This window comes from Nocardioides lijunqiniae (genome assembly GCF_015024225.1).
GTDB lineage: Bacteria > Actinomycetota > Actinomycetes > Propionibacteriales > Nocardioidaceae > Nocardioides > Nocardioides lijunqiniae.
The window spans coordinates 85282-103487 of sequence record NZ_JACJGM010000023.1 but is presented as its reverse complement, the minus strand read 5'-3'; the positions used below and the strand labels follow the sequence as shown (position 1 = coordinate 103487).

General features: G+C 71.8%; 21 protein-coding genes and 1 pseudogene. 2 read left to right on the top strand and 20 right to left on the bottom strand.

The features are described from left to right. The 6 genes and pseudogenes from IRQ30_RS15360 to efp form a co-directional block, all read right to left on the bottom strand. Window positions 1–264: pseudogene (locus tag IRQ30_RS15360) on the bottom strand (hypothetical protein); the annotation flags it as partial. Window positions 265–307: 43 nt separating this feature from the next. Continuing rightward, a complete protein-coding gene (locus IRQ30_RS15355; RefSeq protein ID WP_193613892.1) occupies window positions 308–991 on the bottom strand; it encodes a hypothetical protein in 684 nt (227 codons plus the stop codon). Window positions 992–1035: 44 nt separating this feature from the next. After that, a complete protein-coding gene (locus IRQ30_RS15350; RefSeq protein WP_193613891.1) occupies window positions 1036–2412 on the bottom strand; it encodes a dihydrolipoyl dehydrogenase family protein in 1377 nt (458 codons plus the stop codon). Window positions 2413–2448: 36 nt separating this feature from the next. Then, on the bottom strand, window positions 2449–3246 hold the full coding sequence (locus tag IRQ30_RS15345; protein WP_193607277.1) for a DUF1206 domain-containing protein: 798 nt from the start codon (window positions 3244–3246) through the stop codon (window positions 2449–2451). 31 nt (window positions 3247–3277) lie between these two features. Next, the gene (gene nusB / locus IRQ30_RS15340) at window positions 3278–3685 is read right to left on the bottom strand and encodes a transcription antitermination factor NusB (protein WP_193607276.1); all 408 of its coding nucleotides are present in this window, start codon (window positions 3683–3685) and stop codon (window positions 3278–3280) included. Between the two features lie 13 nt (window positions 3686–3698). Then, entirely contained in the window at window positions 3699–4262 is a 564-nt protein-coding gene (gene efp, locus IRQ30_RS15335; RefSeq protein ID WP_091025947.1) for an elongation factor P, read from the bottom strand. A 184-nt stretch (window positions 4263–4446) separates the two neighbouring features. Here efp and IRQ30_RS15330 point away from each other — a divergent pair, with 184 nt between their 5' ends. Continuing rightward, window positions 4447–4746, top strand: coding sequence for an excalibur calcium-binding domain-containing protein (locus IRQ30_RS15330; protein ID WP_193613890.1), 300 nt, complete (start codon window positions 4447–4449; stop codon window positions 4744–4746). A 31-nt stretch (window positions 4747–4777) separates the two neighbouring features. On the opposite strand, the gene IRQ30_RS15325 is transcribed toward IRQ30_RS15330, so the two are convergent. The 3 genes from IRQ30_RS15325 to IRQ30_RS15315 are packed head-to-tail and all read right to left on the bottom strand — an operon-like array spanning window position 4778 to window position 7854. Beyond that, window positions 4778–5860 carry a prenyltransferase gene (locus tag IRQ30_RS15325; protein WP_193607274.1) on the bottom strand — a complete coding sequence of 361 codons (1083 nt, stop codon included), beginning with the start codon at window positions 5858–5860 and terminating at the stop codon, window positions 4778–4780. Further along, window positions 5853–6614, bottom strand: a complete 762-nt coding sequence (locus IRQ30_RS15320) for a class I SAM-dependent methyltransferase (RefSeq protein ID WP_193607273.1) — start codon at window positions 6612–6614, stop codon at window positions 5853–5855. Before IRQ30_RS15320 ends, IRQ30_RS15325 begins: the two co-directional genes overlap by 8 nt. Then, complete coding sequence (locus tag IRQ30_RS15315) at window positions 6601–7854, bottom strand: glycosyltransferase (protein ID WP_193613889.1); 1254 nt, start codon at window positions 7852–7854, stop codon at window positions 6601–6603. The genes IRQ30_RS15320 and IRQ30_RS15315 overlap by 14 nt, the downstream gene beginning before the upstream one ends. 217 nt (window positions 7855–8071) lie before the next feature. On the opposite strand from IRQ30_RS15315, the gene IRQ30_RS15310 reads away from it, so the two are divergent. Beyond that, a complete protein-coding gene (locus tag IRQ30_RS15310; protein ID WP_193607271.1) occupies window positions 8072–8674 on the top strand; it encodes a TetR family transcriptional regulator in 603 nt (200 codons plus the stop codon). Between the two features lie 21 nt (window positions 8675–8695). Here IRQ30_RS15310 and IRQ30_RS15305 read toward each other — a convergent pair whose 3' ends face one another. From IRQ30_RS15305 to IRQ30_RS15255, 11 genes are all read right to left on the bottom strand, one after another. Further along, window positions 8696–9484 carry an HAD-IIA family hydrolase gene (locus IRQ30_RS15305; RefSeq protein ID WP_193607270.1) on the bottom strand — a complete coding sequence of 263 codons (789 nt, stop codon included), beginning with the start codon at window positions 9482–9484 and terminating at the stop codon, window positions 8696–8698. Window positions 9485–9523: 39 nt separating this feature from the next. Next, window positions 9524–10021 (bottom strand): pyridoxamine 5'-phosphate oxidase family protein, encoded by a 498-nt coding sequence (locus IRQ30_RS15300; protein WP_193613888.1) that lies wholly within the window; start codon window positions 10019–10021, stop codon window positions 9524–9526. 48 nt (window positions 10022–10069) lie between these two features. Next, window positions 10070–10825, bottom strand: a complete 756-nt coding sequence (locus IRQ30_RS15295; RefSeq protein ID WP_193613887.1) for a glucose 1-dehydrogenase — start codon at window positions 10823–10825, stop codon at window positions 10070–10072. 20 nt (window positions 10826–10845) lie between these two features. Continuing rightward, window positions 10846–11751: a 3-oxoacyl-ACP reductase gene (locus IRQ30_RS15290; protein ID WP_193613886.1), complete on the bottom strand. Its 906-nt coding sequence runs from the start codon at window positions 11749–11751 to the stop codon at window positions 10846–10848. Window positions 11752–11758: 7 nt separating this feature from the next. Continuing rightward, the gene (locus IRQ30_RS15285; RefSeq protein ID WP_193607265.1) at window positions 11759–11950 is read right to left on the bottom strand and encodes a ferredoxin; all 192 of its coding nucleotides are present in this window, start codon (window positions 11948–11950) and stop codon (window positions 11759–11761) included. A gap of 22 nt (window positions 11951–11972) precedes the next feature. Continuing rightward, window positions 11973–12965, bottom strand: a complete 993-nt coding sequence (locus tag IRQ30_RS15280) for an FAD-dependent oxidoreductase (RefSeq protein WP_193607264.1) — start codon at window positions 12963–12965, stop codon at window positions 11973–11975. A gap of 98 nt (window positions 12966–13063) precedes the next feature. After that, on the bottom strand, window positions 13064–13885 hold the full coding sequence (locus IRQ30_RS15275; protein WP_193613885.1) for a hypothetical protein: 822 nt from the start codon (window positions 13883–13885) through the stop codon (window positions 13064–13066). Continuing rightward, window positions 13882–14409 carry a hypothetical protein gene (locus IRQ30_RS15270; RefSeq protein WP_193613884.1) on the bottom strand — a complete coding sequence of 176 codons (528 nt, stop codon included), beginning with the start codon at window positions 14407–14409 and terminating at the stop codon, window positions 13882–13884. The genes IRQ30_RS15275 and IRQ30_RS15270 overlap by 4 nt, the downstream gene beginning before the upstream one ends. Continuing rightward, a complete protein-coding gene (locus tag IRQ30_RS15265; protein ID WP_193613883.1) occupies window positions 14406–15677 on the bottom strand; it encodes an MCE family protein in 1272 nt (423 codons plus the stop codon). The genes IRQ30_RS15270 and IRQ30_RS15265 overlap by 4 nt, the downstream gene beginning before the upstream one ends. Beyond that, window positions 15674–17023: an MCE family protein gene (locus tag IRQ30_RS15260; protein WP_193613899.1), complete on the bottom strand. Its 1350-nt coding sequence runs from the start codon at window positions 17021–17023 to the stop codon at window positions 15674–15676. Before IRQ30_RS15260 ends, IRQ30_RS15265 begins: the two co-directional genes overlap by 4 nt. Further along, window positions 17023–18204, bottom strand: a complete 1182-nt coding sequence (locus tag IRQ30_RS15255; protein ID WP_193607259.1) for an MCE family protein — start codon at window positions 18202–18204, stop codon at window positions 17023–17025. The genes IRQ30_RS15260 and IRQ30_RS15255 overlap by 1 nt, the downstream gene beginning before the upstream one ends. Window positions 18205–18206 lie beyond the last annotated feature (2 nt).

Genomic DNA, 18206 nt, shown 5'->3' with positions numbered 1-18206 from the left:
CCCCGCGGGCGGGGGCGGCGCCAGGGTGGGCTCGGGGATCGCCGGCGCCGGCGTCGGCTCGGGCGGGGCGCTCGGAGGCGCGGCGGGCGGCGGGCCGGAGGGGTACGCCGGCATCGGGTCGGTCAGCGGGTCCCCCTGCACCGGCGGCGGAGGGGCCGCCTCCTGCGTCGCGGCGTACGCGGCGAGCTCCTCGGGGGTGTAGAGGCGGTCGCTCGTGTCGGTGACGTCGTGCTCCCCGGGGGCCGGGGGCTCCTGCTGGTTCATGTGGTTCCTCCGTGTCGAGCCGACGGGTCGGCTGGGGGTGGTGTCAGGCGCCGCACACGCGCGAGGCGGCGCGCTCGTAGTCGTCCTGGGGGCCGGATCCGCAGACGTAGGTGCGCACCTTCGTGAGCGGCCGCGACAGCGTGGAGAACCTCCCGGCCAGGCGCTCCACCCGGGTGCCGTCGTTGTACGGCGCGCCGCAGAGCTTGGTGGCCCACGTGCCGCGCCTCGTCTCGCCGCCGCGGTAGACGACGTACTGGCGGGACTCGTCGCTGTCGTTGCGCACCGTGACCCGGTGCGGACCGTCCTCGTCCGGCGGGCCGGACGCCGGCCAGCGGCCGAGGTTCGAGCCCAGCACCGCGCGCCGCACGGCGGCCGGGACCTCAGCGCCCTTGGCGGTGACGCTGATCGGGGTGAGGTCGTAGGCGCCGAGCATCTCCCGCTCGCTGGTGGTGCTCGTGCCGGGCGCCAGCGTGTAGGCGTTGGCGTAGACCGCCACGGCCTTGACGGACTGGAGGGTCACCCGCTCCCCCGGCACGTGGCTGCGCACGGCGCAGGGCGCGTTCGGGACGTCCACCGGGGACGCCTCGTCGGTCGGGCTCGCGGGCGGCTGCGGCGACGGGCTGCTCGACGTACGACGGTCGGCGTCACCGTCGTCGTCGCCGCTGCAGCCGGTCAGGAGGAGGGCGGAGGCCAGGACGACGCCGAGGGCGGGCATCGTGGAGGACATGGGCGAAGTGTGTCCATCCGCCCGCCCCTCAAACCACAGGCGTCTCAGTCCACCAGGGCATCCAGCGCGACCTCGATGGCGCGGTGGAAGGTGGGGTAGGCGAAGTGCATCGTGCGCAGCGTGGCGATCGGGATCTCCGCGTGCACGGCCGCCGCCAGCAGCCCCAGTACCTCGCCTCCCGCGGGCGCGACGGCCGACGCGCCGACCAGCACGCCGCGCTCGGCATCGGCGACCAGCTTGATGATGCCCTCGTTGCCGGCCTGGTGGATCCACCCGCGGCTGGACTCCGGCACGTCCGCGACGCTGACCCGGACCTGGAGGCCCGCCTCGCGCGCCTGGTGCTCCGACATCCCCACCGAGCCGACCTCCGGGTCGGTGAAGGTCACCCGGCTGACGGCGCGGTAGTCGGCCCACGGGCCGTCCTCCCCGAGGATGTCGCGCACCACCACGGCCGCCTGGTACATCGAGACGTGGGTGAACTGGCCCTTGCCGGTGATGTCGCCGACGGCCCAGAGACGCTCGGCGGCGCGCATCCGCTCGTCGGTGTCGACGAGCTTGAGGTCGTCGTCCAGTCCGACGGTCTCCAGCCCGGTGCCGCTGAGCTGGGTGCGCCGCCCGGCGGCCACCAGCAGCTGCTCGGCCGAGACGACCTCGCCGCCGTCGAGGCTCACGTGGAAGCCGCCGTCGTGGGAGACGGAGTCGATCCGCACCCCCGTCCGGACGTCCACGCCCTCGGTGGTGAGGACGTCGTGGATGACCGCGCTGCTCTCCGGCTCCTCGGGGCCGAGGATGCGATCGGCCACCTCCAGCAGGGTCACCCGCACCCCGAACCGCGCGAACGCCTGCGTCAGCTCGCAGCCGATCGGGCCACCGCCGACGACCACCAGCGACGCCGGGAGCTCGGCGACCTTCACGACCTCCCGGTTCGTCCAGTACGGCGTGCCGTCGAGGCCGTCGATGGGCAGCGTCGCGGGCACCGTGCCGGCGTTGAGGACCACGCCCCGCGTCGCGACGAGCTCGTGGGTGGCGCCGTCGGTCCCGGCGACCACGACCCGTCCGGGGCCGTCGAGGCGCCCGGTCCCGCGCAGGATCCGCACCCCGGCGTCGGTGAGGCGGTCGACGTGCGCGCTGTCGTCCCAGTGGTTGGTGGCCTGCTTGTCGATGCGCTCGGCGACCAGCCGCCAGTCGGGCGTCACCTCCACCTGGCCGGCGAGGGTCACCGCGCGCCGGGCCTCGGCGAGGGTGTCGGCCGCGCGGATCATCATCTTCGACGGGATGCACCCGTAGAAGGGACACTCGCCGCCGACCAGGCCCTTGTCGACCCCGACGACCCGCAGGCCTGCCTCGGCGAGCTTCTGGGCGGCGTACTCGCCACCCGGGCCGAGTCCGATCACGACGACGTCGACCTCCGTGGCAACCATGCGGTCAGCCTGCCACGGGGGTCCTCGTCGTCGCCGTCAGCTGGGCGAGTCCTGCTTGGCCCGCGCGAACGCGAACAGCCCGTAGGCGACGATGCCGAGCGCGACGAGGGTGAGCAGCACCGGGCCGAAGGGCTGCTCGAGCACCTCGTGCAGCGCCTCGTCCAGGCCGCCGGACTTCTTCGGCTCGTGGGTGGCGGCGGCGTAGACGAACAGCGAGCCGATCACCCCGATCGCGACGCCCTTGGCGGCGTAGCCGGCCTTGCCGAGCCACTTGAAGGCGGTGCCGGTGTTGCCGCTCTGGTCCTTGCCGTCGATCTTCTTCAGGAAGCGCTCGGACCACGCGGTGTAGATGAGCCAGCCGCCGTAGCCGATGACGGCCAGGCCGGCGGCGCCGACGATCAGCTGGCCGCCGGTCACGTCCATCACCTTGGCCGTGGTCGAGTCGGTCCCGCTCTTGCCGCCGGACCCCGAGCCGGTGGCTACCCGCACGGCGCTGATGCCGACCGCGACGTACAGGACGGCCTTGCCGACGCCCACGGCGCCGGCCTTCAGGCGGTCGGAGTCGTCGTCGGTGGCGTGGCCGAGGATCGCGTCCAGCACCCGCCAGATGGCCAGGAGGAACATGCCGATGGCCACGGCCCAGACGAGGAAGCCGCCCATGGGCTGCTCGGCGAGCTGCTTGACCGCCCCCGAGCTCGAGGCCTCGCCCTCGCGGTCGCCGAAGGCCAGCTGAAGCGCCAGCCAGCCGACGATCAGGTGCACGATGCCGTAGGCCACGAGCCCCACCCGTCCGGCGATGTCCATGGCGTCCTGCTGGTCCGAGGTGGTGGTCATGCGGTGCAGCATGTCAGGCCGCTCGGCCGAGTCAGGCGGGAGTGGCCCGCTGTCGCTGGATGGCGCCCAGGATGCCGTTGACGAACGGCGGCGACTCGTCGGTCGAGAGCTCGCGCACGAGCGCCATCGCCTCGGTGACGGCGACGGTGTCGGGCACGTCGTCGGCGTAGAGCATCTCCCACACGCCCAGGCGCAGGACGTTGCGGTCCACGGCCGGCATCCGGTCCAGGGTCCAGGCCTCGGAGTGCGTCGCCAGCAGCTCGTCGATCTCGGCCTGGTGCGCCACGACCCCGCGCACGAGGGTGGCGGTGTAGTCGTTGGTCGGGCCCTCGCCGTCGGCGATGGCCCGGTCGAGGGCCTCGGTGGCGGACTCCGCGCGCATCTCGGAGGCGTAGAGGACGTCGAGCGCGCGCTTGCGGGCCTTGGAGCGAGCCCCCATCAGACGACCGCCATCAGGACTTGACGCGACCCAGGTAGGAGGAGTCGCGGGTGTCGACCTTGACCTTCTCGCCCTGGTTGATGAACAGCGGGACCTGGATCTCGTGGCCGGTCTCGAGCGTGGCCGGCTTGGTGCGTCCGGTGGCGCTGTCGCCCGCGAGGCCCGGCTCGGTGAACGTGATGACCAGCTCGACGGAGGCGGGCAGCTCGACGAAGAGCACGCGGCCCTCGTTGGTGGCCACGATCGCGTCCTGGTTCTCGAGCAGGAAGTTGGCGCCGTCGCCCAGGACCTCGGGCGAGACCTCCGTCTGCTCGTAGGTGCCGGTGTCCATGAACACGAACGACGTGCCGTCGTTGTAGAGGTACTGCATCGTGCGGCGGTCGACCGTCGCGGTCTCGACCTTGGTGCCGGCGTTGAAGGTCTTGTCGACGTTCTTGCCCGACTCGACGTTGCGGAGCTTGGTCCGCACGAAGGCGGGGCCCTTGCCCGGCTTCACGTGCTGGAAGTCGACGACAGCCCACAGCTGACCGTCGATGTTGAGCACCATGCCGTTCTTGAGGTCGTTGGTCGATGCCATGCGCGCGAGTCAGCCTTCGTGTCCGGGGGTTCGGTACGTCCCCGAGACGTCTCGGGCGACAGCCGAGCAGTCTAGCCGCGGTGGCCGGCGCCACCGAACCGGTAGGGCCGCGACTTGCCCCGTTCTCCTGCGAGGCGTGGCGAAGCCTGGTGCACTACTGCGCAGTCAACGCCAAGGAGCCCTCATGTCCCCCGCACGTCACCTCGTCGCCCTCGCCGCCGTCGCCGGCCTCTGCCTCGCCGCCCCGGCCACCGCTGCCGCGGCCGACTCGGCGCCCTCGGCGTCCGCCTCGGTCGCGAAGGCCAAGACGTACAAGAACTGCACCGCCCTCAACAAGGTCTACCCGCACGGGGTCGGCAAGCCCCACGCCCGTGACAAGACCTCCGGCACGCCCGTCACGAACTTCAAGCGCAGCAAGGCGCTCTACCAGGCCAACACCAAGAGCGACCGGGACAAGGACGGCATCGCCTGCGAGAAGAAGTAGCCCACGACGTCACCCCCGCCTCCCCCGGCGCTCAGACGGGGTCGCCGACCACGCAGTCGCACTCGAGCATCAGCTCGGTGAAGTGGGGGGCCAGCGAGGTGCCGCGGTAGATGCCGGAGCCGGCGGTGCTGTGGCCGTGGGTCTCGCCCAGCGCGTCGACGGCGAGGATCACCGCGGCCGCGGTGTACGTCGTGTGCTCGTGGGGCCAGTGGACGTCGTCGCCGAAGACCCAGCCGGTCCAGTAGGCGCCGTCGTCGCCGCGCAGGTGCTGCATGTCGCGCAGCAGCGTCATCGCCCGGCGCTGGTCGCCGAGGCCGTCGAGGGCCATCACGAGCTCACAGGTCTCGGCGCCGGTCACCCACGGGTTGGTGTCGACGCAGCGGATGCCCAGGCCGGGCACCACGAACTCGTCCCACCGGCTGGCGACGAGGTCGAACGCCGCGGGGCCGCGCACGGCGCCGCCGAGGACCGGGTAGTACCAGTCCATCGAGTAGGTCGCCTTGTCCTCGAACAGGTCCCGGTGCTCGCGCAGCGCGTGTCCGAGCCGGCCGCCGGCCAGCTCCCACTCCGGCTGCGGGTCGTCGAGCAGGTCGGCCAGGGCCACGCCGGCGCGCAGCGAGTGGTAGATGCTCGAGGAGCCCGCCAGCAGGGCGAACGACTCGGTGGGCGTCCAGTTGATGCCGCCGAACGGCAGCTGCTGGGAGACCACCCAGTCGAGCCCCGCGCGCACCGAGGGCCAGAAGCGCTGCACGAACGCGAGGTCGCGGCGCACGAGCCAGTGGTGCCAGACGCCGACCGCGAGGTAGGCCGACATGTTGACCTCGCCCCGCGGGTCGTCGACCTCGCCGCCGACGATCTTCATCGGCCACGAGCCGTCCTCGCGCTGCAGCGTGGGGACCCACTCGTAGGCGCGCTCGGCGGCCTCCACCTGGCCGCCGACCAGGAGCGCCATGGCCGCCTCGACGTGATTCCAGACGTCGACGTGCTCGCCGGTGGTCCACGGGATGGCCCCGCAGGGCTCCTGCATCGACGCGATCGAGGCGGCCGTCTGCGCCACCTGCTCCGCGGTCAGGACCCCGTCGACGTACGGGAGCTGGGCCAGCGACTCAGACATCGACGTCCGCGGACGCGGGCTTGCGGAAGTAGAGCACCATGCTCTTGCCGATCAGCGGGTCGAGCACCTTGCCGGCCACCTGCAGCGCCTTCGGCTGCTTCATGATCTCCCAGACCAGAAGCCGGTGGTAGGCCTTGGCGAGCGGGTGGTCGTCGTTCTCGACGCCGACCGCGCACTTGATCCACCAGTACGGCGCGTGCAGGCCGTGGGCGTAGTCCTTGCCCTCGAACACCATCGCGTCGCCGGGCGTGCCGTCGTTGAACCGGCCGGCCTTGGTGACCTTGTCGACGAGCTCGTGGTCGGTGTAGATGCGGATGTGACCGCCCTCGGCGTTGTGGTAGTCGTCGGAGAGCTTCCAGTTGATGACCTCGGGCAGCCACCGCGGCACCGAGATGGCCATGGTGCCGCCCGGGCGCAGCACGCGCACGAGCTCCTTGATGGCGTCGACGTCGGCGTGGATGTGCTCGAGCACCTCGGCGGCCACGATGCGGTCGAACTCGCCGTCGGCGAACGGCAGCTGCAGGGCGTCGCCCTGCTTGATGTCGGCCTCGGCGCCCTCGGGCACCTCGCCGGCCTCCTTCATCGCCGAGAAGAGCTCCCGGACGCCGGCCAGCTCGTCGGCGTCCATGTCGAAGGCGATGACGTCACCGCCGCGGCGGTACATCTCGAAGGCGTGACGCCCGGCGCCGCACCCCATGTCGAGGACCCGGTCCCCCGGGCGCAGGCCCAGGCGGTCGAAATCAACGGTCAGCATCGGAACGCTCCTTCTCGAAGTCGGCGATGACGTGCTCGTACGCCGCGGCGACGGTAGCGGCTACCGCGCGCCAGCTGAACAGCTCCTCCACCCGCTTGCGTCCGGCGGCGCCCATGCGGGCCCGGCGCTCGGGGTCGTCGAGCAGTCCCTCGATCGCCGTCTTGAGCTCGCCGACGTCGCCCGGGGTGACGACCTCGGCGCACACGCCCTCCTCGCCGACGACCTCCGGGATGGCGCCGGCGCGCGACACCACCAGCGGGGTCGCGCAGGCCATCAGCTCGGCCGTGGGCAGCGAGAAGCCCTCGTAGAGCGACGGCACGCAGGCCACCTCCGCCGAGCCCATCAGCTCGACGAGCTCCTCCTCGGTCATGCCGTGCACGAAGCGCACGGAGTCGCCGATCGAGAGCTTCTCGATCAGCTTCTCGGTGCGTCCTCCGGGAGCGGGCTTGGTCACCAGGACCAGCTCGACGTCGCGCTCGGTGCGGATCTTGGCGAACGCCTCCAGCAGGGTGTTGATGCCCTTCATGGGGGCGTCGGCGCTGGCCATGGCCATGATCCGGCCCGGGACGCGGGGCTTGGTCGGCGGCGTGAAGCCGTCGTCGACGCCCAGCAGGATCACCTGCATCCGGGCCGGGTCGACCCCGAAGTCGTGGGCGATGTCGCGCTTGGAGGTCTCGGACGGCGTGAGGATCCAGCGCATCCGGCGCGCGACCTTGCCCTGCATGCGCAGGAAGCCGTACCAGCGGCGCAGCGTGAGCTTGCGCCACGGGTTGCGGGTCTGCTGGAGGTCGATGCGGCGGTCGAAGGTGATCGGGTGGTGCACGGTGGCGATCAGCGGGAGGCCGAGCTTCTCGATGTCGAGCATGCCGTAGCCGAGCACCTGGTTGTCGTGCGCGATGTCGAAGTCCTCGCGACGCTCCGCGAGCAGCCGGGCGACGCGGGAGCTGAAGGTCTTCGGCTCGGGGAACCCGGCCGTGCACATCGTCGCGAACTCCTCGACGTCGATGCGGTCGCGGAACTCGCTCAGCTTCGGCACCCGGAACGGGTCGGGCTCGCGGTACAGGTCCAGGCTCGGCACCTTGGTCAGCGTCACCCCCGGGTCCAGGTCGGGGTAGGGCTGGCCCGAGAACACCTCCACGGTGTGTCCCAGGTTGGTCAGCTCGCGGCTGAGGTGGCGCAGGTAGATCCCCTGTCCCCCGCAGTGCGGCTTGCTGCGGTAGGACAGCATGGCGATGCGCACGTGGCACGGCCCTCTCTCTGGTGCGCCCCCGTCGTGGGGGTGCGTCGGCATCCGGACCCTCGTCGGTGGCTGACACGCCGGCCGGACGAAGTGGAACGTGTTCCTATCATGTCCCACGACTTGGTAGCCTGGTGACGCAAGTGACGAACCGCCTACGGTCCTCCGCACATTCCACCGTCGCAACGTGCTGAGGGACACACGATCTTGGGGAGCCCCAGTGAGCATCGCCAACTCCTTGACGGTGGACGATCTCGGATCAGCCGCCCAGCGCGACCGCCGCAAGCGCATCCTCGACGCCACCTACGAGCTCGCCTCCGAGGGCGGCTTCGACGCCGTGCAGATGCGGGCCGTGGCCGACAAGGCCGAGGTCGCGCTCGGGACGCTCTACCGCTACTTCCCCTCCAAGATCCACCTGCTCGTCTCCGCCCTGGGCCGTGAGTTCGAGCGGGCGGAGTCGTTGCTGCGCGAGAAGCCGATCCCCGGCGACACCGCCGCCGAGCGCGTCATCTTCGTGCTGAAGAAGACCACCCGCGGCCTGCAGGGCGACCCGCACCTCACCGAGGCGCTGACCCGCGCGTTCATGTTCGCCGACGGCTCGGTGGCCCACGAGATCCACTCCGTCGGCATGCTGATGACCTCGATGCTGACCCACGCCATGCACCCCGGCGCCACCGAGCTCACCGAGGACGACGTGGCGATCGCCCGCGTCATCGGCGACGTGTGGCTCTCCGCGCTGGTCGCCTGGGTCACCGGGCGCTCCACCGCGGCCGAGACCGGCGCCCACATGGAGAACGCCGTCCACCTGCTCCTACGCGACTGAGCGACTGAGCGATCGAGGGGCCTAGAGCCCCTTGCCGACCAGCCCCACCAGGTCGGCGATCGAGTCGCACACCATCGTGGGCCGGTAGGGGAAGCGCTCGACCTCGCCCGGCTGGGTCGAGCCGGTGGTCACCAGGATCGTGCGCAGCCCGGCCTCCAGGCCGCTGATGATGTCGGTGTCCATGCGGTCGCCGATCATCACGGTCGTCTCGGAGTGGGCGTTGAGCCGGTTGAGCGCCGAGCGCATCATCAGCGGGTTGGGCTTGCCGATGAAGTAGGGCTGGCGGCCCGTGGCGGTGCTGATCAGCGCGGCGACCGAGCCGGTCGCCGGCAGCTTGCCGGCGTGGCTGGGCCCGCTCGCGTCGGGGTTGGTCGCGATGAACCGCGCACCGGCGTCGACCAGCCGGATGGCCCGGGTGATCGCCTCGAAGGAGTACGTGCGAGTCTCCCCCAGCACGACGTAGTCGGGGTCGCGGTCGGTCATCACGTAGCCGATGTCGTGCAGCGCCGTCGTCAGCCCGGCCTCACCCACGACGTACGCCGTGCCGTGCGGGCGCTGGTCGAGCAGGAACTGCGCGGTGGCCAGCGCCGAGGTCCAGATCGCGTCCTCGGGCACGTCGATGCCGCTGCCGAGCAGCCGCGCGCGCAGGTCGCGCGGGGTGAAGATCGAGTTGTTGGTGAGCACCAGGAACGGCAGCCCCGAGCTCTTCAGCGCCTTCACGAACTCCTGGGCGCCGGGGATCGGCACCTCCTCGTGCACGAGCACGCCGTCCATGTCGGTCAGCCAGGTCTCCACGGGGCGATCGTCCATGTCCCCATCATGGTGCACCGGCGCCCGGGCCGGAGGCAGCTACTCGATGAAGGGCGCCGTGGAGCCGCCGAGGTCCATCGGCGCCATGCCGAGCTTGCGGTGGTCCCAGGAGCGGGTGCGGACGGCGTCGAGCCGCACCACGACGCGGTTCTTGGCCATCAGCTCCACGAAGGGCTTGAGCTCCTCGGTGTAGGGGGCGTTGTAGCGCTCGAACACGTTGACGCACACGTCCCACACCACGTCGGGGTCCTCGATGACGGTGCCGGTGCCCTCCATCGCCACGCCGCGCAGCTGGTCGTAGGTGTGCCCGGCCTCGACGAGGAACGACATCGTCGGGTCGCGGCGCAGGTTGACCACCTTCTGCGACTTCAGCTTGGTCTCGATCCACACGTGGCCGTCGTGCACGGCGTACCACATTCCGACCAGGTGCGGCCGGCCCTGCGGCCCGAGGGTGGCGACGGTGGCGCTGCGCTGCTGGAGCAGGAACTCCTCGACCTCGTCGGGGCTCATGACGATCTGTGCTCGCTGGTTGGCCATGCGCTCAGACTGTCACAGTGACACTGTCAGTGTCATCAGGTCCACGTGTCAGCCGCCGAACGCGTGCGTGGACGTGACCCCGCCGTCGACCGCGATCTCGGCGCCGTTGATGTAGGCCGACTCGTCGCTGCCGAGGAAGACGTAGAGCGGCGCGACGTCCTCGGGGTGCCCGACCCGGCGCAGCGGCACCCGCGAGGCGCCGTACTCCATGGCGGCGTCGCCGCCGTGCACGCGGGTCATCGGGGTGTCGATCATGCCCGGGTGGACGGAGTTGACCCGGATGCCCTTCGGGCCGAGCTCCATCGCGGCACACTTGGTCATCCCGCGGATCGCCCACTTGGTCGCGGCGTAGGCCGTGCAGCCGGCCATGCCGGCCAGGCCCTCGACCGAGGAGGCGTTGATGATCGAGCCGCCGCCGTTCTTGCGCATGGTGCGGGTGACCGCCTGCATGCCGAGGAAGCACCCCAGCTGGTTGACGCGCCACAGCAGCTCCACCTCGTCGGAGCCCATGCGCTCGATGTCGCCGAAGCGCAGGATCCCGGCGTTGTTGGCGAGCACGCTCACGGGGCCGAATCGGGCGTGGGCGTCGTCCACGACGGCCGTCCACGACGCCTCGTCGCTGACGTCGTGCCGCACGAAGTGGGCGTCGGCGCCGAGCTCGTCGGCCAGCGCGCGGCCCTGCTCCTCGGCGACGTCGGCGAGGACGACGCGGGCGCCCTCCGCGACGTAGGCCCGGACGATCCCGGCGCCCTGTCCCTGCGCGCCGCCGGTCACGATCGCGACCTTGCCGTCGAGACGACCCATGTGGTTCTCCTGGTGAGTGGCTAGAGGGTGAGCTGCATGATCGAGTCGGCCGCGAAGCCCCGGGCGGGGTCGCGGCCCTCGAAGTAGCCGCCGAGCTGGCGGTCGAGGTCGTCCAGCGTCCACGCCGAGCCGGCCTTGTCGAAGCGCTGCTCGACGACCGGCGCGGCGACCAGGGCGACCATCCCGCCGTAGACCACGAAGACCTGGCCGGTGATGCTCTCGGCCGCGGGCGAGGCGAGGTAGGCGACCAGCGGCGCGACGTGCTCGGGCGAGTAGGGGTCGACCTCGAGTCCCGACTCGTCCTCGCCGAACACCTGCGCGGTCATGGCGGTGCGGGCGCGGGGACAGATCGCGTTGGCGCGCACGCCGACCTTGCCCAGCCCGCGCGCGGTCGAGAGCGTGAGCGCGGTGATGCCGGCCTTGGCGGCGGCGTAGTTGGCCTGTCCGGGCGAGCCTCCCAGGAAGGCCTCGGAGGCGGTGTTGACGACCCGTGCGTAGACCGGGGCGTCGAGCTCCTTCGAGCGCGCCCGCCAGTACGACGCGGCGTTGCGCGAGAGCAGGAAGTGCCCGCGCAGGTGCACCCGGAGGACCGCGTCCCACTCGTCGTCGCTCATGTTGAAGAGCATCCGGTCGCGGGTCATGCCGGCGTTGTTGACGACGATGTCGAGGGAGCCGAAGCCGTCGACGGCCGCGGCGAGCATGGCGTCGGCGGTGGCGCGCTCGGCGACGTCGCCCTCCACGATGCTCACCTCCCCACCCGCGGCCCTGATCTCCTCGGCCGCCTCGTCGGCGGCGCCAGGCAGGTCGTTGAGGACGACGCGGGCACCGGCGGCCGCGAGGGCGAGCGCCTCGGCGCGGCCGAGACCGGCGCCGGCCCCGGTGACGACGGCGACGCGGCCGTCGAGGGACAGGTCGGGCGAGGACATGCGGCTCCTACTCGGTGAGCGAGATCGCCGCGCGCGGGCAGGCCGCCACGGCGCGCTTGACGTTCTCGACGTTCTCGTCGGTCGTCTCGTCGGTCTTGAGCTGGAGGTAGTCGTCGTCGTCGAGCTCGAACACCTCGGGGGCCATGGCCTCGCAGAGGGCGTTGGACTCGCACAGGTCGAAGTCGACCTTGATCTTCATGGTGCCTCCTTCATGACCTGGGTCAGGCCTCGGACGAGTGGCCAGGGAACACCTTGGCCGTGGGGTCGATGGCGACGGTCGCGTTGTTGACGGCGGTCGCGGCCTCGCCGAAGCCGACCGCGATCAGGCGGACCTTGCCGGGGTACTCGGTGATGTCGCCGGCCGCGAACACGCGGGGCAGGTTGGTGCGCATCGCGGGGTCGACGACGATGTGGCGCTTGAGGACCTCGATCCCCCACTGCTGCAGGGGTCCGAGGTCGGCGATGAACCCCAGCGCCGCCACGACGGCCTGCGCCGGGAGCCGGGTGGTCTCGCCGCCGACCGTGACGTCGACCGACGACACGGTGTGCTCGCCGTCGATGGCGCTGACCTCGGCCTTGGTGATGATCCGCACCGAGGAGTCGCGCACCTGCTGCACGGTGCGCTCGTGGGCCCGGAAGGCGTCGCGGCGGTGCACGAGCGTGACCGACCTCGCGACGGGCTCCAGGTGGACCGCCCAGTCGAACGCGCTGTCGCCTCCACCCACGATGACGACGTCCTTGCCGGCGTACGGCGCGAAGCTCGGCACGAAGAACTCCAGGCCGCGGCCCAGCCAGTCGCCCTGCGCGGGCAGGGGCCGGGGGCTGAACTTGCCGATGCCGGCGGTGATCAGCACGGCGCCGGCCCGGACCTGGGTGCCGTCGTCGAGCCCGACCGTCACGCCGTCGTCGTGGTGGACGAGCGTGGCGGCGGTGCGGTCGAGCAGGTAGTGCGGGCGGGCGGTGGCCGCCTGCTCCACCAGCCCCTCGACGAGCTCGCGGCCCTTGACGCTCGGGAAGCCCGCGACGTCGAGGATCTGCTTCTCGGGGTACATCGCCGTGATCTGGCCGCCGAGCTCGGGCAGCGAGTCGACGACCGCCACCCGGTGGCCGCGGAAGCCGGCGTAGTAGGCGGCGTAGAGGCCCGTCGGTCCGGCCCCCACGATGAGCAGGTCGGTCTCGACGGTCTGCCCGGTCGCGGGTGCGGGTGTGGTCACGTCGCGATCCTTCCGTGCTCGGCAACCGGGCTCAACCACCGCGCGGCGGGGCGCGGCCGGCGATTACTGGAACGTGTTCTAGTTCCAGCGGAACGCTATCAGAAAGTCTCCATCTTGGAGACGAGCCAGCCCGAGCCGGTGCGGACCACGGTCACCAGGATCATGTACTGGCTGAACGTCGAGTCCTGGCCGCCGGTGGTGGTCGACTGGTCGAGGTAGACCAGCGCCTCGACCTGCTCGGGCGAGGCGCGCACGACGCCCTGCATGGCGACCTCCGCGGTGACCGCGGTCTTCTGCGCCAGCACCCGCTCGCGCGCGTCGGCCTTGGTCTCACGGAAGCGCGACGCGAACTCCTCGGTCATCAGCGCGGCGTCGGCCTCGGTGTCCTCGTCGTAGGTCTCGAAGGACCACTGCGAGATCTCCTGCGCCGAGGTCGCGGCGACGTCCACGGCGGAGGCGGCGTTGACCTGGCCGACCACGACCGGGCGCCCCGAGGAGACGACCGGGTCGTCGTCGCCCCAGAGGTACCACGCCTCCGCGCTGGCGACGCCGGCCAGCAGCACGATCACCGCGACCAGCACCCCCGTGGCCCGGCGCGAGGCCGGCCGTCGGGCGTCCTCCGTGGGCCAGTCGGGCTCGGTCTCGTCGGTCTCGTCGAGGTCGTCGAGGTCGTCGAGGTCGTCGGACTCGTCGGTCTCGTCGTCCGGGTCGGGCTCGTGCTCGGCGAGGACCGGCTCGTCCGGCTCGACCGGCTCGTCGTGCACGGGCTCGGCGACCGCCTGCGTCTCCTGCTCCGTCTCGAGCGGCTCGGCGGGCTCTGTGGACGCGCCCTGCCGGCCGGCGACCTTGCGCGGGCGGGAGACCGGCGTGCGGGCGCCCAGCGGGCGGCGCGGCGGCCGGCCGGATCCGGAGGCGGTCATCCGACGAACTCCAGCTTCTGCGTGAGCCACGCGCCGTCGACCTCGACGACGTCGACGCGGAAGCGGAAGCGGCGCTGCTGCGCCTCCTCGCCCGTGGCGGTGTTGCGCGTGGTGCCCTGGACGGCGACCATCACGGTCGCGCTGTCGTTGTCGATGTTGGACACCGCGGCGGCGCGGACCTTGCCGGTCGAGACCGACTTGGCCTGGGCGAAGATCTTCTGCTGGTCCTTCCACGAGTCGGTGTACTGCTGGAGGAAGTCGCCGGTGGCTCCGGCCGTCACCTGGTCGTAGGTGGCCTGCAGGTCGCGGTAGTCGAGGTTGACCAGCGCCTCGGCCTGGGCGGAGGCGGCCTTCACGACGTCGCCGTAGCGCTCCTGCTCCGCGGTGGCGTCCTGGCGGTCCTCGTGGGCGCGGAACGAGGCGACCCCACCGGCCACGCACGCCGCGGCGAGCACCAGCGCCAGCCCGTAGAGGACGGCGTCGAGCCACGGCGCACGACGCGCCGGCTTGCGTGAGGCCGTCACTTGCCGGCCACCGGTCCCATCAGCAGCCACTTCCACGAGTCCTCTCCCAGGATGGCCAGGTCCCCCGGGTCGACGTAGCGCACGCGGCCACCCTGGCGGTCCACGGCACCGTCGAGCAACCCCGAGACCGGGTCGTAGGACCCACCGTACGCACGCGGGGCCGACGCGGCGGCGCCTCGCGCGCCGGGGACGTACTTCGGTCCGCGCATGACGTACGGCGGTCCGCTCGTGCACTCCGCGGGGTAGATCGGGGCGTCGGTCAGGTCGGTGGTCAGGCGCCAGTCCTTGGGCGGCTTGTAGCCGGCCGTGCACGGGCGCGTCTGGTCGAACTGCAGGCTCACGTGGCCGTAGCCCTGCGCGTCGGTGCCGGTGAAGCCGCCGGCGATCGTGCGGGGGAAGGTGACGAGCAGCTGCTCGAGGCCGGCGAGGTGGGACACCACGACCTGGTTGACGCTCACCGCGCTGCCGAGCAGCGCCGGCAGCGTGGGCTCCAGGTCCTCGAGGAGCGCCTGGACCTCGCGAGCGGCGCCCGGCGTGCCCTGGAGCGTGGCGCGCAGGTCGGGGTCGGCGCGGCGCAGCGACCCGGTGAGCAGCCGGAGGTCGCGCGAGAAGGAGCGGATGCTCTCGCCCTGCGACCGCTGGGTGCGCAGGACGGTCAACCCGGTCTCGAGCAGGCGGATCGTCTCCTCGGTGTGGGCGGAGGCCTCGTCGATGAACTGCCCGCCGCCGTCGAGGAGCTGCTGGATCGGGACGCCGGTGTCCTCGAACATCGCGCCGAGCTCGGTGATCAGCGTCTGGAGGTTCTCCTGGTCGACCGAGCTGACGAAGGAGTCGAGCTCGACGAGCAGGTCCGCCTCGTCGACGGGCAGCGACTCCAGCGAGCCCTTCAGCGTGGTGCCGTTCTCGGCGTAGGGCCCGTCGTCGTCGGGCGGCTCGAAGTCGAGGTACTGCTCCCCCACGGCCGAGAGGTTGTGCACGTACATCGGCGAGTCGACCGGCAGCCGCGTCTCGTGCTCCAGCGCCAGCTCCAGCGTGACGCCGTCCTCGGTGGGCGTCATCTTCGAGACCTTGCCGATCTTGACGCCGCGGTAGGTCACCTCGCTGCCCTCGAAGAGCCCGCCGGACGTCGGCAGGGTGGCCTCGACGGTGATGCCCCTTCCCAGGGCCCGGTCGACCAGGCCGAGGTAGGAGGCGGCGATGTAGACGATGCCGATCGCGCTGAGCAGGGCGAACGCCACGAGTCGGACCTTGATGCCGGCGCGGGTCACGGCGCACCACCTCCGTAGAGCGCGTCGGTGGTGGGCGCCGCGCTGGGCGCGTCGTCGGTCAGCGACCGGCTCAGGCGGGACAGCCCGGGCAGGTCGCGGTCCAGGAGGCCGCCGGGCAGGCCCAGGTCGGGCAGCTCGATCTCGCCGGCCGCCAGCGCGGCCAGCGCGACGCAGACCGGGCGCTGCTCGTTGCGGGGCCGCTCGCAGCGGGTGACCAGCTCGGCCAGCTGGCCGACGTTCGCGAGCACCTTGACGCACGCGGCGCTGGCGAGGCTGGCGCTGGTGAGGCAGTCCAGCACGTTGTTGAGCGTGCCCGGCGGCAGCACCGGCACGTCGGGCAGGTCCGGCAGCGGGCCGCCGCCTCCGCGGGAGAAGAAGTTGGCGAGGTTGATGTCGGCGCGGATCGAGGTGTTGGCGTAGTCGCCGAGCACGATCTCGGAGGCCTCCTGCGGGAACGGGAAGCTCAGCAGCAGGTTGAGGCCGGGCGCGAGCTTGTCGTCGGCCGCCCGCAGCCGGCGCACGACGGGCTCCAGGTGGCGCAGCGAGGCGATGAGGTCGTCCTTGCTGGCCTTGATGACGCGGGTCCCGACCACGCCGAGCCGGTCCAGGGAGCCGAGCATCGCGACCAGCTCGTCGTGCTGGGCCCCGAGCACCTTGATGGCCGGGCCGGCGACGTCGAGGGCGCCCTGGATCGTGGTGCGCTCGGCGTTGAGGGTCGCGGTGAGGTTGTTGAGCGACTCCAGGGCGCTGATGATGTCGCCCTTCTGCTCGTCGAGGGTCCCCACGACGCTCTCGAGCGAGCCGAGGAGGTGGCGCAGGCGGTCGGTGCGCCCGCCCATGACGTTGTTCATCTCCTCGGTGATGGTGCCGAGCTGGGCCACGCCTCCCCCGCTGAGCAGGAACGACAGCGCGCCGAGCACCTCCTCGACCTCCGGGTTGCGGCCGGTGCTGCTGAGCGGGAGCGCGTCGCCCTCGCCCAGCGGGTTGTCGCTGGCGCCCTCGCTGGGCGGCTCGAGGGCGACGTACTTCTCGCCGAGGAGGCTGACCTGGCGGATGTCGGCGACGGCGTTGTCGGGCAGCTCGACGTCGTCGCGGATGCGCAGGGTCACCTTCGCGTGCCAGCCGACCCGGTCGACCTCGGTGACCTCCCCGACGGTGACGTCGTCGACCATCACCGGGGAGCGTGGGACGACGTTGAGGATGTCGGCGAACTCCGCCGTGACCTCGTAGGCGTGGTCCTCGTCGACCGGCGACCCCGGCAGCGGGAGGTCGTAGGCACCGTCGAACTCGCACCCCGTCGTGAGGAGCGCGAGGGCGGCGACCAGGGCCGGCCAGCGTCGGCGCATCACGGCGTGCCCCCGATCAGGCCGTCGAGCGTGGGGTCGGGGTCGGCCGCGGGCTGCAGCGGCGGGATCACCTGGCGGGCGGCGCCGCCCTTCGCGCCGGGTGCGCGGGCGGGCACCTGGGTGGTGATCTGCTCCAGCAGGGCCTCGAAGATCGTGCAGGCCAGGGCCTTGCTGGCCGCGGGCAGCTCGGACTGCTGGACCACGGCGCACAGGAAGCCGTCGGCATCCGCGACGTTGCCCTCGATGCCGATGCGCGAGCCGATCGTGCCGGACTCGGAGTTGTAGGCCAGGACCAGGTTGCCGATGGCGACCGGGGCGATCCGCAGGGCGTCGTCGAGGTTGCCCTTCTCGGAGTTGATGGTGCGCACGACCCGGGTCAGCCCCCTCACGTCCTTGGCCAGCGCCTTGCGGTTGCCGCGGACGAACTTCTCGACCGTGCCGACGGCGTCGGCGACCGAGGCCAGCGCCGCCTCGAGCTCCTGACGCTCGGCGGCCAGCTGGTTGGAGACTCCCGCGAGGTCCTTCATGAACGCCTGCACCAGCTTGTCGTTGGTGGCCAGGGCGCTGGTGAACTCCGCAAGCTGGCTGACGGTGTCGAAGAGGTCACCGCTGCCCTCACCGAACGTCGTGGCGGCGGCGGCGAGGTTGCGGATCATCTCGTTGGCCCGCTTGCCCTGGCCGTCGAGGCCCTCGGCGCCGGCCTCGAGCAGGTTGTCGAGCGTGCCGTCGGCGTTGACCCCGTTGGGCCCCAGCGTGTGGGTCAGGTCGCGCAGGGCGGCGTAGATGCGGTCGAGCTCGACCGGGACGCCCGTCTCGGGCAGCGGGATGTCGGCGCCGTCGGCCATCGTGGCGCCCTCGGTGTAGACCGGCGTGAGCTGGACGAAGCGGTCGGCGACCAGGGTCGGCGTCACCACGACCGCCTGCGCGTCGGCGGGCACGTCGTACTGCGCGTCGTACTCCATGTCGACGCGCACCGACTCCCCCTCGGGCGACACCGCGGTGACCTCGCCGACGTTGACGCCCAGGATCCGCACGTCGGTGCCGACGTAGACGCTGACCGCGCGGGGGAAGTGGGCGGTCACCGTGCGGGTCTCCTTGCTGCCGCCGCTGACCAGCAGCGTCGCGGCGAGCACGGCGAGCACGCCCACGAGCGCGACGACCTTGATGCTGACCTTCCTCATCG

Coding starts and splice junctions, on each gene's coding strand:
- IRQ30_RS15355 (WP_193613892.1), bottom strand. CDS start 991: ATGTCCTCCACGATGCCCGCCCTCGGCGTCGTCCTGGCCTCCGCCCTC.
- IRQ30_RS15350 (WP_193613891.1), bottom strand. CDS start 2,412: ATGGTTGCCACGGAGGTCGACGTCGTCGTGATCGGACTCGGCCCGGGT.
- IRQ30_RS15345 (WP_193607277.1), bottom strand. CDS start 3,246: ATGACCACCACCTCGGACCAGCAGGACGCCATGGACATCGCCGGACGG.
- nusB (WP_193607276.1), bottom strand. CDS start 3,685: ATGGGGGCTCGCTCCAAGGCCCGCAAGCGCGCGCTCGACGTCCTCTAC.
- efp (WP_091025947.1), bottom strand. CDS start 4,262: ATGGCATCGACCAACGACCTCAAGAACGGCATGGTGCTCAACATCGAC.
- IRQ30_RS15330 (WP_193613890.1), top strand. CDS start 4,447: ATGTCCCCCGCACGTCACCTCGTCGCCCTCGCCGCCGTCGCCGGCCTC.
- IRQ30_RS15325 (WP_193607274.1), bottom strand. CDS start 5,860: ATGTCTGAGTCGCTGGCCCAGCTCCCGTACGTCGACGGGGTCCTGACC.
- IRQ30_RS15320 (WP_193607273.1), bottom strand. CDS start 6,614: ATGCTGACCGTTGATTTCGACCGCCTGGGCCTGCGCCCGGGGGACCGG.
- IRQ30_RS15305 (WP_193607270.1), bottom strand. CDS start 9,484: ATGGACGATCGCCCCGTGGAGACCTGGCTGACCGACATGGACGGCGTG.
- IRQ30_RS15300 (WP_193613888.1), bottom strand. CDS start 10,021: ATGGCCAACCAGCGAGCACAGATCGTCATGAGCCCCGACGAGGTCGAG.
- IRQ30_RS15295 (WP_193613887.1), bottom strand. CDS start 10,825: ATGGGTCGTCTCGACGGCAAGGTCGCGATCGTGACCGGCGGCGCGCAG.
- IRQ30_RS15290 (WP_193613886.1), bottom strand. CDS start 11,751: ATGTCCTCGCCCGACCTGTCCCTCGACGGCCGCGTCGCCGTCGTCACC.
- IRQ30_RS15285 (WP_193607265.1), bottom strand. CDS start 11,950: ATGAAGATCAAGGTCGACTTCGACCTGTGCGAGTCCAACGCCCTCTGC.
- IRQ30_RS15275 (WP_193613885.1), bottom strand. CDS start 13,885: ATGACCGCCTCCGGATCCGGCCGGCCGCCGCGCCGCCCGCTGGGCGCC.
- IRQ30_RS15260 (WP_193613899.1), bottom strand. CDS start 17,023: ATGCGCCGACGCTGGCCGGCCCTGGTCGCCGCCCTCGCGCTCCTCACG.
- IRQ30_RS15255 (WP_193607259.1), bottom strand. CDS start 18,204: ATGAGGAAGGTCAGCATCAAGGTCGTCGCGCTCGTGGGCGTGCTCGCC.